The sequence below is a fragment of the Planococcus ruber genome, from assembly GCF_022819085.1.
In the GTDB taxonomy this organism is placed as follows: Bacteria; Bacillota; Bacilli; order Bacillales_A; family Planococcaceae; genus Planococcus; species Planococcus ruber.
This window is the reverse complement of the sequence record NZ_JALHAG010000001.1, coordinates 1,352,727-1,366,361: the sequence shown is the minus strand read 5'-3', so window position 1 is coordinate 1,366,361 and position 13,635 is coordinate 1,352,727. Positions and strand designations below refer to the sequence as shown.

Below are 13,635 nucleotides of genomic sequence, written 5' to 3'. Positions count from 1 at the left end.
TTCATATTTACTTCTTAATTAATAGCATTGAATTAATTATACTATTGCTTTTTTAAATTCTAAAAAATAGTCTTCTGAAACTTTCTTATCTGTATAATTAAGTATCGTATTATGACTTTTAAGTAAAATCTCTTCTATCACAGTCGATTTCAATTGCACGATTTTACTTATTTTCTCAGTTAACTCATCTATATCGTTTGGTTTGCATAAAAATCCATTAAATGAATCTATAATTACTCCATCAATTCCATTATCAATGGCCCCCAAAACGACACATCCACTTGCCATTGCTTCTAAATAAACCAGTCCAAAAGTTTCTGGTTCACTGACCATTATAAAAACATCATTTTTTCTAAGTAAATACAAAACTTCTTGTCTTGATTTATTTCCCTGAAAAATCACTTTATCATCGATTTCTAATTTCCTAGCTAGATCTTTTAAGTACTCCATTTCCGGGCCATCGCCAATAATATTATAGATCCATGAAAATTTCTTACTAAGCTTAGCAAAAGCTCTAAGATTAACATCAATGTTCTTTAACGGTATTAGAGATGCCACAGTAATAAATTTCAGCGGTTCATGAGACTTCCATTTTCGCGACTTTTGCACACTCATGTCTAAATCCACTATATTGCTCTCTTCTATACCCGAAGGTGCAACTATGCACTTGGATGATAGATGAGGATAAATATTTCTAATTTCTTTCATTATACTATGAGACCTACAGACCAATATTTTTGAATAATTAAAAATGGAAAGGTATTTTTCTTTATCTTTTTTCACCAGCATTACATCTGATTTATGCAATCCTAAAATTAGGGGAATACTCTTTTTTTTAGTGAAATTGGCGATAAGAAGAGCATTAAATATTCTATGGACTACTACACAGTCAATATTTTCAAATTCATTACTTACGTAATTAACTAAATTCCTTGTAAAGAATATATTTTTTTTAGGAATCTTTAAAATCGGAAATGTAACTATTTCCATACCATCTTTGATTATTGCCTTCTTTCTTTTGACCTTATTTTTCAGAACTGTCTTCACTTCTGTAGGGAGGAAAAAAGTTTTTATTACACTTATTTTTATTTCGTCATTATTTAGCCAAAATTTATATAGGTTGTGGAGCGCTAAAGTTTCTTTAGTTTTTTTTTCTATAGTATATGGATACAAGTTGCTAATCATCAATATTTTCATTCTAACATCCTTTCTATAATGATCTTCAGTTATCATTACTTCTTAGTACCCAAAACACCATGGCAATTAATAATAAATATGAAAATGATAATGTAAAAGTGATAATCCATGAAAAATAAACAATGTTACCGTTTAATCCCCCTATTACTACCCCCCCTAAAAGCAGAGCCAGCCTAAAAAGTTCCCAATAAAAATGCAATTTTTGCTTCTGTAAAATGGTAAAAGTAGATATTAGGGGTGATGAAACAAATTGAAAATATAAGTATACAGACAAAATACTTGATATCGTACCTGACAATATCCATTCTTCACCAAATAACAAATAAAAAATTTGTTCACTTAAAAAAAATAAGATTAAGCTTGGAACTATAGCAGCTATACTAAGAATAACAAAAATCTTTCTTGTGAAACCTAACAGCTTTATAGGATTTTTTCTGTATATAGCGGCCCCTTCTTGGAAGTAAATTTGCCTTAGTGCAGTGCCAAGAACTGCACTCGGAATTCTAATTAATTTTTGTCCCATAGCGTAGAACCCGACAATATTGCTACTAAAAAATATGCCTAGAAATAAGATAATTATATTGTTAGAAACCCCAGACAGAATTGTTGCTGGTCCTAATTTTAATGGATAATCTTTATATTCTTTAGTTGTATTTATGATAACTTTAAGTGAAATATACTTTTTATATAGAGTGGCACTAAAATAATACGATTGATTTTTTATTAACTTGAAAACTTTATATATTTGTCCTATCAATTGTCCAATTATTAACCCCGAAGATAAATAAAATAATAACCCAAGAATTGTTTGACTTATTGCTGTTATGAAAGATTGAGAAACTGTAGTATTAGAAGTAAGTTTATAATTTTTGAATCTTGTATTACTACTAGTAAAAACTTGAATCAATCCAACCATTAAAATACCAAGTGGAACTAATAGCAAAAAAAATAAATCTACATTTAATCTCTTCATAAAAAAGTCGCTAAAAGTTATTATTATAACCAATGTTATGAGAAAAGTAAGAAAAACAAAAAAAGTTGATGTAATAACTAATTTAAAAATTTCTTTTCTTTTCTTTGCTACCGTGATTGCAGCATCATATTTGAAAGTTGCTACCATCGAACAAAGAGAGACTACTGTAACCATTAATGCTAGTTTCCCGAAATCATCAGGAGAGTAAATACGTGCCAATATTATAGATGCAATTATCGAAACTATTTGGGCAAGTCCAGTTCCAGTAAATACTCTTAAAAAGTTTTTGATTATCTTATTATCCTTCATCCCTTTAAACTCTATTAACTTTTTCAATATTTTTCTCCTACATTTTTTAATTAAATAGCATGAGGTTATGATAATATTGATCATTAGCATGATTATACTCACTATTATCTGTTCGATTTTTTACCCTCTGCTTTTAAAAGGAATTCGGGCACAGCACAGGTGACACAATTATCTGTATCTTATGTAAAGTTGCGATAATCCCTTTGCCGAACCGATTAAAGAAAGACATTGAATTACCGCACACTGCTGGAAGAATTACGATTCACTTATATAGAACAGTTGGTTCAGTTTATGCTTACAACTCAAATTTAAATAGATTTTATAAAATAAGTTTTTTCCTAGCTTTGAATGTAGGACACCTATTCAAATTACCTAATTTCGTAAAATTAACTTTTCCCCTTCATAAACCTTTTATTTTTCAGAATATATATAATCTAGATTTTTCACTACTGAACTCCATTGATATTTTTCTTGAATCTTCTCTATGTTAGCAGTCTTATTTTCTAATGAATCTTTATTTAATACTAGGTACTTTATTAATTCTTCTATTTCCTCAATGTTCTCTCCGTCAACTGCAAACCCGATATCATTTTTCTTTAACTCTTCTTCTAGTATTGTTCCTTTCGAGACAATTAGGGGTGTTTTAGATGCTATAGCTTCAAAAAACTTCACTGGATAAGCTATTCGATTTTGCAACGAATGTGTGGGATATACAGCGTATAAAACATCACACTCACTAAACAACTGTCCTGATTGGTGATGTTTGAATACTCCTGTAATCTTCACATTCTTATATTTTTTAGATAGCTCGTTTAATCGGCTATATGCTACACCTTCTCCATGTATGGCTACTTCGACATTAGGGATTCCTTTTGATGCCAATATTAAGTTCTTCAATTCATTGAATTGGCGAACCGCACCAATATAAGATATCTTCAATGTAGAAGTTGATTCTTTTAAAAAACTTGTGTAATTTTCAACTTCAGGATAATTAGGCAAGTAAACAAGTTTTTCTTGATTTTTTTTCTTCATATTCTTAGTTTGTTCAGGGTTTACATAGATAATATGATCAAACCTTGTTTGTATAAGATTAACCACAATACGCACTATTTTTCTGATTTTCTGCTTTGATCCTTGCACTTCATAATACTCATGCATATCAAAAACCAATTCAGGACGACCTTTTTTTACTATATTCCCCACTATAGCGCCATCTAAATCATGGCAGTGAATGTAATTTATATCTTTATTCTTAAGATAATGTTTCACTTCTTTTATAAACTTCAAAAAACCGAAGATTTGTTTAAGCCCACTTCCATATTTAGCATTTGGATAGAACCTAGTAATTTTAATACCATCCTCAAATACATTTTCATCATGAGGATAATGACTTTCTCGATCCCAGCACAATATTTCTACTTCAAATCCATTTTCAACTAAGTATTTCGCTTCTTTGTATACTCGAACATCTGGATCGTATCTATTTGTTAGAATCATGACAATCTTATTCATTATATTCTCCCATCAATCCTCAAATACTACTTTTAATTACTTTGCAAATTTGTTCTATGTCTTTCAGTTCCAAATATGGATGCATAGGTAGAGATAAAACTGTTTCGCATAAATTATTGGTAACTTCATAATCAAATTCTTCTCCATTAATTCTAGAAAATGCCCCCTGCAAATGCATAGGCTTAACATAGTAAACCATGCTAGGAATCCCACTCTCTTTCAGCTTTTGTTGCATTGTATTTCGTTGCTCTAAATTTTTTAGTTTAATAGTATATTGAGCAAAACTCGAATGATACCCTTCTGGAATTACTGGTATTTCAACAAATTCTTTCAAATGTTGATTATATAAACTTGCTACTCTATTCACATCTTCTACTTCGTGATTAATAAAAGCTTTTAATTTTACTAGTAAGATTGCAGCTTGCAAAGTATCTAACCTCGAATTAACTCCAATTCTTACATTATCATACTTATTTTCACCCTTACCATGAACTTTTAAGGATTTTAACAAACTTGCAAGTTTATCATCGTCTGTAAAGATTGCTCCTCCATCCCCATAACAACCTAGCGGTTTCGCTGGAAAAAAAGAAGTAGTAGCTGCATCTCCAAAGCTTCCTGCTTTTTTACCATCGATACTCCCACCAAAACCTTGCGCAGCATCTTCTAAAACATACAAGTCATACTTTTTAGCAATTTTGCTAATTTCAAAATGATTTGCAGGAAGACCAAACAAGTCAACTGGAATAATAACTTTTGGTGTTAAAGTTCCTTCTTCAATTACTTTTAATATTGCCATTTCTAATTTTTCAGGATCTAAATTATATGTATCTCGATTTACATCGACAAATACCGGTGTTGCACCTTTGAATGCTACAACTTCACCTGTCGAGAAAAAGGTGAAGTCTGGAACGAATACAGCATCGCCTTCTTTAATATCCCAAGCCATCATTAACAAGGTCATTGCTTCTGTTCCATTCGCACAAGTAATACAGTGTTTCACCCCTACATATTCACTCAACTGATCCTCCAATTCGTTTACTTCTTTACCGCCAATAAACGTTCCTTTACTAAGGACATTTTGAATTGCAGAATCTATTTCACCTTTATATTTCTGATACTGACTTTTTAAATCTCTAAACTCCATTTGATAACCTCCCCGAAACTGATAAAATTCATTCCCCTGCTTCTTCAAGTCCATCTATAGTTTCTACATATTTTCTATTGCACTGCATACATTTTAAATCTTTATTTAATACATTTCCACATTCGCAGACCCATCCAATTTGTTTTGCTGGAATCCCAGCTACAAGAGCATAGTTGGGTACCGACTTTGTAACTACTGCTCCTGAAGCTACCATCGCCCACTTTCCAATAGTGTTTCCACACACTATTGTTGCATTTGCACCGATTGAAGCTCCACACTTAACTTTTGTATTTTTATATCCTTCTTTTCCCTTTGGATATTTACTTCGAGGAGTTAAATCATTTGTGAAAACCATTGAGGGTCCACAAAATACATAGTCCTCTAGTTCGACACCTTCGTAAACAGAAACGTTATTTTGAATCTTAACACCTTTACCGATAGTTACATTGTTTCCTATATTAACATTTTGGCCTAAAGAACAGTTTTCCCCAATTTCTGATCCACTGTGAATATGACTGAAATGCCAAATCTTCGTTCCATTTCCAATTCTTACATTTTCATCCACATAACTGCTTTCATGAACAAAGTGAGACATAGTATCATTCCAATCTTATATTGAATTATAATTATAATTTAAAATAATTTTCTTCTGTCAAATTATCATAGGAGTTTCTTGTATCCAAAACAGATTTTCCGGAAGACAATATCATTTCATAATCAAAGTCTGTATGATTAGTTGCAATTAGAATCAAATCTGCTTCATTTAATTTTTCCGCGGTCATAGGGATAGTCTCAACTTCTTTACCATGCAGCATGAATTTCGGAATATAAGGATCTACGGCTTCCCATGAAGAACCTGAGCTTGTCAATCTATCCAAAATAGGTAACACCGGTGATTCACGATAATCGTCGATATTCTTTTTATAGGCAATCCCCAGAACTAATATCTTCGCACCATTCAATGCTTTCTCTTGTTTATTCAAAATCTCTGCACAACGCTGAACAACAAAATCAGGCATACTATCATTGATCTCTCCAGCTGTTTCGATTAGTTTTGTATGATAATTATATTCGCGAGCCTTCCAAGTCAAATACCAAGGATCTATTGGAATGCAATGCCCACCTAACCCAGGTCCAGGATAGAAGGGCATAAAACCATAAGGTTTAGTAGCAGCTGCATCAATTACTTCCCAAACATCAATCCCCATCTTATGACACAATATGGCCATTTCATTTGCTAACGCTACATTAATATTTCTGAAAGTGTTTTCTAACAATTTCTCCATTTCTGCTACTGCTGGACTCGAGACTTCATGAACATCGCCATCTAAAACTGCTCTGTACATGGTTGCAGCAACTTTTGTACAGTTTTCTGTAATACCACCAACTACTTTAGGAGTATTCTTAGTATTAAAATCTTTATTACCTGGATCTACTCTTTCAGGTGAATACGCCAAGAAAAAGTCTTCTCCACAAACTAAACCTGACTCTTCTAATATAGGTTTAATTAATTCTTCTGTTGTCCCTGGGTAAGTGGTGCTCTCTAATACGATTAATGTACCTTTTGTAAAATTAGCAGCAATTGCTCTCGCAGAACTCTCAACATAAGCCATATTTGGCTGCTTATAAATATCTAAAGGAGTTGGAACACAAATTGCTACCGCATCCACATCTTTTATAAAAGAGTAGTCGGATGTTGCTTTCAATTTCCCATTTGTAACTAATGACTCTAAATCTGCCGGCAAAACATCGCCAATGTAATTAATACCATCATTAACATTTTTCACCTTCTCTTCTTGTACATCAAAACCAATTACAGTGAAGCCCGCCTTAGCTTTTTCCACAGCAAGTGGTAAACCTACATAGCCTAGCCCCACAACTCCTATTGTTGCAGATTTAGAATTCAATTTATTTATTAATAATTCTTTTAAATCTATTAATTTATTCATTTCAAAACTCCCTTTTCCATTATAATTTTATTAACTTTTTTTTTGCAGCAGATTCATAAAATGCTAAAACTAATTTCAGAGCTCTTTTACCATCTTCCCCAGTTACTGCAGGGTGTTCATTGTTTTTTATTGCTGAAATTAGCTCTTCAATAATGCGTTGATGCCCTGGTGTGCCCCAAGGGTCTTGTTCAACATGTCCTATCATTTCTTGAATACTAGAGGCATTTAAGCCTTCAATTTCCAGCTTTTCAAAATGTAAAGCATTCGGTCCTCCAATTTTCAATGTACCTTTTTCTCCAAATATAGTAATTGATTCTTCGAAGTTTTTAGGATAAACAGTTGTTGAAGCTTGGACATTCGCTAAAGCTCCACTTTCAAATCGAATAACCCCTGTAGATACATCTTCAGCTTCTATATCTCGTAAACGTGTTGCTTCTAAACTGAAAACTTCTTTTGGATTGCCCATAAACCATAAAAGTAAATCTAGATTATGAATAGCCTGGTTCATTAACACTCCACCATCATGTTCCTTAGTACCACGCCACGGGGCTTGATCATAATATTCTTGTCCTCTATTCCAATTTACAAGACAGTTAGCATGACTTATCTTTCCTAATAAACTTTGATCAAGTATTTTTTTTGTTTCTTGCACTACCGTTCTAAATCTATTAGGATGTACGATTGTTAGTTTTACATTATTAATATCTGCCGCATTTATTATTCGATCTGTTTCTTCGATTGTCATTGCAATCGGTTTTTCCATTACAATATGTTTTTTTGCAGCAGCTACTTCCTCAGCGATTACAGCATGTAGCCCACTAGGAGTACAAATACAGACTACATCAATTGAAGGGTCTTTTAGCATCTCCTTTGAATCGATATAGGGTTTTGCTCCATATTCATCTTCATAGAAATTCATCGTCTCTGGAACTCTGTCACAAACGGCTATCAAAGTTGCATTTGGAATATTATTAATAGCCTGTGCATGCTTCTTTGCAATAAATCCGCAACCAATTATAGCAAAATTCAACTTCATCAACTCAATTCCTATTTTCTATTACGTCGATTAAATCTAATGTTAATTTTTGGAAATTATAATCCTTGGCAGCTTGAAGTGCATTTGAAGAATACATCTCATATTTTTCAGGAGACATCTTCTGGAATTCTAATATACCTTCAGCAAGTTGATTTACTTCAGCATTATCTAACACCATTCCAGCATTATATTTTTTTATCAAATCGTAGCCAAACTCACAGTCCGAAATGGTAGGTTTACCGCTAGCAAAATACTCGAACATTTTATTTAAACTAGCTCCATATCTTTTTATATCATTTTGTTGAAAATGAATTATATTTAAATCAGATTTGCTTAAGATATATGGAATTTTCTTTTTGTTAACTATACCTTTGAATTTAACACTCGATAATTGCTTATCCGAACAGTATTTTTCAAGTTTTTCTCTGTCTGGTCCATTGCCAAATATTAAAAAAATTATATTTTCAATTCCTTTTTCTTTAAACATTTCAGCAACTTTAATTATTTTCCCAACATTATTTACTTTTCGAATAGAACCTGTATAGACTACTTTAAAAGCTTCTTGATTTTCTAAGTCAGAGTCATTTAGAATGTAATTGCCCATATTATAGTTAAAAGCTTCTAAATCTACACCATTGTTAATGTGATGAACTTTCTTAAGATTAATTTTCCCGCCATTTTCCTTGTGCCAACCTCTACCGATAATATAGTCTTTTCCACCCTCAATTGTAAAAATTATTTCGTCTGCCTTTTGATAAATCCATCTTTCTCCCAAATACAAAAAATGTGTTAATGGATTAGTTTTTTTTAGTGATCCATAAGCTACCAAACTTTCTGGCCATAAATCTCTTACTTCACAAATGCACTTTACTCCAAATTTTTTCGCAATTTTTATCCCAGCCACTAAGGTTAATGGATGAACACTTGAAGCTAAAATAATATCAGGTTTACCATGTTTTCGAGAATATTTTTTTGCCACACTAAATATATTCTTGTAGAAAGAAACCATATTCTTGATTCTATCTAAACCGTTATTTTTATAGGAGTTTGTTTTAACAAAAACAAATGGGATTCCATTAGAATGTTGTGTAGTGTATTTTCCTTTAGTTATTTCTATGAAATCTGTACTGTTATGTCTTGTATCGGCACAAAAAATAACTGGATTATATCCATTTTTCGTTAAATTTTCTGCAAACCAGTAATGCCTTCCTGCTTCATTGAAGAAACTGTTGGTAGCATAATGATTCATTATCCAAATATTTTTTTTAGCCATTAATTTATACTCCTAACTCATTAACTACTTTTTTAATATCTTGACTTCATTAAACTTCATCATATAAACCTCATCTTCGTAATTGCCAATAGTATTAGAGTTCTTATATCCCTTAACATTATTAATAATCATTTTAGGAACATTAACTCCACACTCATAAGCATGAGGAAACCCTCCACCAAATCTTGGATTTACTTCAGAAATATAATATTCATCATTTACTTTAAAAATATCAATATCAATTATTCCTTTGAAACCAGCTTTAAGTACAAAGGATCTTATTAGTTCAAAAAGTTTTTCATCCTTATACGATACTGATTTATCTGTTTCTCCTGCTCTCATCTTAAGTTTCTCTTTTATAAATATAGATACGGGTTCTTCTGAAAGCATATCGATGTAAACATCTGCACCAAGTTCTGATCCATTCATATATTCTTGTATCATCAAGTTATCAAACTGGCTATATAATGTCTTTATCTCTTGCTTTGTTGTTACTTTGTTAATATTAAGACTTGCGCTCCCTTTTACAGGTTTAACAAATACAGGAAAGGAGATTTCTCCTTTCTCTAAACAATCATAAAACTGCTCTTCATCTATATAGCTTTGAACAGTTGAAAAGCCATTTTGGATCATAAATTCAAACATCTTATATTTATCAAAAGACATCTCAACTATATTAAGATTTGAAACAATTGGAAGAGTTCCGATATCTAAAAATGCTTGCTTATTTTCGGCGAGCAAACTCAATTCTGGATCAATCAAAGATAATACTGCTTTTATCTTATTGTCTCTACAAATTTTTAATATATGTTCTAAATATCCATCCTCGTTCATTCTTGGAACAATAAAATATTTATCAGCTTCATACAGCGCTGGTGCTAAAATGCTACAGTCTGTAGCCATAACCATTCCTTTGCCAGCTAATTCACTTTTAAAATATTGCACTATTTTGTTTCTCGTTCCACAACTTAATATTAAAACATTCAAATCATCAGTCATTCATTAATTCCTCCAAACCATCAAAAAAAAGCGGAGTCCCGCCAGTATGTATAAATAATATCTTTTTATTTTTTATCTCATTGTTAATAATAAATTCTTTCATCCCCCAGAATGCCTTACCAGTATAAGTAGGATCCATTGGTACTCCATCTAGAATTAAAACCTCTTTTATAGTTTTTAGAATGTCCTTGTTATAAGCCCCATATCCATTAAGAATATAATCATCTACAAAATCAATTTTTTCATTCTCAATTGGATTTTCATCAATACTTTTTAAATATGAGTTCGCGCTATCTAGTACTACTCGACTGCCATAAGGCATTTTTCTAGCAATACTGATTCCTATAATTTTTCTTTCACATGCATTCAACAAATTTCCGCAAATCAATCCAGCTTGTGTAGTACCCGTCCCCGATGGATGAAAAATGTAATCAAAAAATTCACCTTTCGAAGCCTCGTAATTCAAAATCTCTTTAAAAGCATCAACATAGGACTGTGTACCAATATTCCCGTGACCACCACCTGGAATAAAATATGGCCGGAGACCATTCTCTTTAAGTGCTGATAATTGTAACTCTATCGTTTGGCTTACCTCATCTATGGGACACTCTATTACTACTGCATTTAATACCCCAATTATTTTACTGTTCGTTGTTGTCACATTAGTTTCACTGGGAGAAATTATATAACATGGCATATTTTTAGCAACGGCAATATTCGCTATGATTCTACAATGATTTGAACTGCTGCTGCCATAAGTTACAATACATCCAGCATTCTTATTTTCTATATCATTAAAGAACAGAATTGCTTTCCGCGCTTTATTTCCACCAAAAGATACAGGCAGAAGGTCGTCTCTTTTAATATAAAATTTATTTTCATTTAATTGTAAGCTCAGGCTATGGATTGGTGTATTGTGGTTTGTATCTGTATACAATTCAGTTCACGTCCATTATTTAGTAGTAAATTCTTCAATATTTAACCCGTAGACAAATCTATCGATTTTTTCTCCATTGTGGATTAAATCATTCTTAAGCAAGCCTTCTTTCTGAAATCCTATCTTCTCGAATAATTTTTGGGCTGAATTGTTTTCTATTTCTGTATATAAATATATTTTTTGCAAACCTAACTCTTTATAACTTTTTTCTATTAGAAGTTCAGTTGCTTTGCTGGCAATACCTTTTCCTTTAAATTCTTCGCCACCTAAGCAAATATAGTATTCTCCCTTCTTATTGTTATAATCTATATTCAATAAACCGATTAAACCTGCAGGTTGTCCGTGGTAGGTAATTGTATAATCGACTCTATCGTTTCTTTCTTTAAGTGTTTTGAACCAAGCTAGAGTTTTACCTTCTTCTAATGGTAAATCATAATGTAAGTATTTATTATTTCGATCGTCATTAATCCATTGAACTTTATAAGGCACATCTTCTTCTTGAAATTTTCTTAAAGAAATAGTCATACTACACCTCCGTTAGTTTAGGATGATTTTTTTTCATTACTATGCGTATAGATACTTTCACTTTTGAATATTTTTAAAAACGTATTAAACAAAATTTTGATATCTATCCATATATTAAACTTCTCTACATATTCGACATCTACAGGAATTCTTTCATCCCACGGAACAGAATTTCTAACTGTGACTTGAGTTAACCCGGTAATACCTGGTCTCATATTAAATCTTTTTCTTTGAAAATCATTGTACTCTTCAAAACAATATGGATGATGAGGAACTGGAGGTCTCGGTCCTACTAAACTCATTTCACCAATAACTACATTCCACAGTTGAGGAAGTTCATCTAAACTAGTAGCTCGTAATATTTTGCCTATTTTAGTAATGCGGTTATCAGTCTCTGTTTTGACAAATAAACCAGTCCCTAATTTTTCTGCATTCAAAACCATTGTTCTGAACTTCAAGATTTTAAAGACTTGACCATTACGACCCAATCTCTCCTGTTTAAAAAATACAGGTCCTTTGGAAGTCACTTTAATAGCAATAGCAATTAGAATTAAAACTGGTGATATGATAATTACTCCTATTAAACTACCTATGAAATCTATTGTTCTTTTTATAAATAGGTTTAAATTTCTCACAGTTTATTTCCACAACCCTCTAATAATCTTAATAACTCTCTCTAGCTGCTCATCCGTAATCTTCGTATCACTAGGTAAACAAACCCCGTTCTCGAATAATTCTTCAGAAACTTTCGTTCCTACAAAATCATACTTCTCAAAATAAGGCTGCATATGCATCGGCTTCCAAACTGGACGCGATTCAATATTTTCTTTTTCAAGAGCATCCATTACATCATTCGGTCGGATGCTGCCAGTTAAAGTCATTGCACTTAACCAATAGTTCGCTTTGTCCCATTTGTTATCTGGCATAAACTCTACACCTTCAAGATCACTCAAGTGGTTCTTATAAAAATTATAAATGTAGTTTTTCTTTGCAACTCGGTTATCTAACACTTTTAACTGTCCTCTGCCTATTCCAGCAACCACATTGCTCATCCGGTAATTAAAGCCCAATTCACTATGCTGATAGTGTCTTGCCTGGTCTCTCGACTGCGTTGCCCAGAATCTTGCTTTAGCGATTCGTTCTTCATCATTAGAAATTAACATTCCGCCACCCGAAGTGGTGATGATTTTATTTCCGTTGAAAGAAAAGATTCCGTAATTTCCAAAAGTTCCGGTATGCTGGCCTTTATAGTAAGTACCTAAAGATTCAGCTGCATCTTCTATCAAAGCAACATTATATTTTTTGCAAAGTGCTGTAATTTTATCCATATCAGCAGATAAGCCATATAGATGGACTAAGAGCACCGCTTTTACTTCCGGATATTTCTCAAAAGCTTCTTCTAATGCTTTGGGTGACATATTCCACGTTTCGTAGTCGCTATCGATAAAAACGGGAATTGCATTTTGATAAATGATCGGGTTGGCCGTTGCGGAAAACGTAAGAGTTGAACAGAATACAATGTCCTCTTCTCCGACGCCAGCTGCTTTTAATGCCAGATGAATCGCTGCTGTTCCGGAAGAAAGAGCTGCTGCTGCATTGGAACCGACTTTAGCAGCCAATTCATTTTCAAATTCGTTTACATTGGTTCCTAGAGGCGCGATCCAGTTGGTATCAAAAGCTTCTTTTACATAATGCTGTTCATAGCCTTCGTCACTCATATGTGGTGATGAGAGGAAAATTCGTTCTGCCATTGTCTGATGCTTCCTTCCTGATGTGCCACA

Annotated in this window: 13 protein-coding genes; all 13 read right to left on the bottom strand. The window is 32.6% G+C overall.

Annotated features, from left to right (window positions below; genetic code table 11):
• Positions 1-36: 36 nt before the first annotated feature.
• The gene (locus MTR82_RS06800) at positions 37-1,197 is read right to left on the bottom strand and encodes a glycosyltransferase family 4 protein (RefSeq protein WP_246808418.1); all 1,161 of its coding nucleotides are present in this window, start codon (positions 1,195-1,197) and stop codon (positions 37-39) included.
• Positions 1,198-1,222: 25 nt separating this feature from the next.
• Positions 1,223-2,506 carry a lipopolysaccharide biosynthesis protein gene (locus MTR82_RS06795; RefSeq protein ID WP_246808417.1) on the bottom strand — a complete coding sequence of 428 codons (1,284 nt, stop codon included), beginning with the start codon at positions 2,504-2,506 and terminating at the stop codon, positions 1,223-1,225.
• 384 nt (positions 2,507-2,890) lie between these two features.
• Positions 2,891-3,991 (bottom strand): glycosyltransferase, encoded by a 1,101-nt coding sequence (locus tag MTR82_RS06790; protein WP_246808416.1) that lies wholly within the window; start codon positions 3,989-3,991, stop codon positions 2,891-2,893.
• A gap of 19 nt (positions 3,992-4,010) precedes the next feature.
• The gene (locus tag MTR82_RS06785) at positions 4,011-5,135 is read right to left on the bottom strand and encodes a DegT/DnrJ/EryC1/StrS family aminotransferase (protein ID WP_246808415.1); all 1,125 of its coding nucleotides are present in this window, start codon (positions 5,133-5,135) and stop codon (positions 4,011-4,013) included.
• A 28-nt stretch (positions 5,136-5,163) separates the two neighbouring features.
• Positions 5,164-5,700 carry an acyltransferase gene (locus tag MTR82_RS06780; protein WP_246808414.1) on the bottom strand — a complete coding sequence of 179 codons (537 nt, stop codon included), beginning with the start codon at positions 5,698-5,700 and terminating at the stop codon, positions 5,164-5,166.
• Between the two features lie 61 nt (positions 5,701-5,761).
• Positions 5,762-7,084 (bottom strand): nucleotide sugar dehydrogenase, encoded by a 1,323-nt coding sequence (locus MTR82_RS06775; RefSeq protein WP_246808413.1) that lies wholly within the window; start codon positions 7,082-7,084, stop codon positions 5,762-5,764.
• Positions 7,085-7,103: 19 nt separating this feature from the next.
• The gene (locus MTR82_RS06770) at positions 7,104-8,120 is read right to left on the bottom strand and encodes a Gfo/Idh/MocA family protein (protein ID WP_246808412.1); all 1,017 of its coding nucleotides are present in this window, start codon (positions 8,118-8,120) and stop codon (positions 7,104-7,106) included.
• A gap of 4 nt (positions 8,121-8,124) precedes the next feature.
• Entirely contained in the window at positions 8,125-9,393 is a 1,269-nt protein-coding gene (locus tag MTR82_RS06765) for a glycosyltransferase family 4 protein (protein ID WP_246808411.1), read from the bottom strand.
• A 24-nt stretch (positions 9,394-9,417) separates the two neighbouring features.
• A complete protein-coding gene (locus MTR82_RS06760; RefSeq protein WP_246808410.1) occupies positions 9,418-10,392 on the bottom strand; it encodes an ATP-grasp domain-containing protein in 975 nt (324 codons plus the stop codon).
• On the bottom strand, positions 10,385-11,329 hold the full coding sequence (locus MTR82_RS06755) for a 1-aminocyclopropane-1-carboxylate deaminase/D-cysteine desulfhydrase (protein ID WP_246808409.1): 945 nt from the start codon (positions 11,327-11,329) through the stop codon (positions 10,385-10,387). Before MTR82_RS06755 ends, MTR82_RS06760 begins: the two co-directional genes overlap by 8 nt.
• Before the next feature lie 15 nt (positions 11,330-11,344).
• The gene (locus tag MTR82_RS06750; protein WP_246808408.1) at positions 11,345-11,854 is read right to left on the bottom strand and encodes a GNAT family N-acetyltransferase; all 510 of its coding nucleotides are present in this window, start codon (positions 11,852-11,854) and stop codon (positions 11,345-11,347) included.
• Between the two features lie 17 nt (positions 11,855-11,871).
• Positions 11,872-12,489 (bottom strand): sugar transferase, encoded by a 618-nt coding sequence (locus tag MTR82_RS06745; protein WP_246808407.1) that lies wholly within the window; start codon positions 12,487-12,489, stop codon positions 11,872-11,874.
• A 3-nt stretch (positions 12,490-12,492) separates the two neighbouring features.
• A complete protein-coding gene (locus MTR82_RS06740) occupies positions 12,493-13,605 on the bottom strand; it encodes a DegT/DnrJ/EryC1/StrS family aminotransferase (protein ID WP_246808406.1) in 1,113 nt (370 codons plus the stop codon).
• Positions 13,606-13,635: the final 30 nt, after the last annotated feature.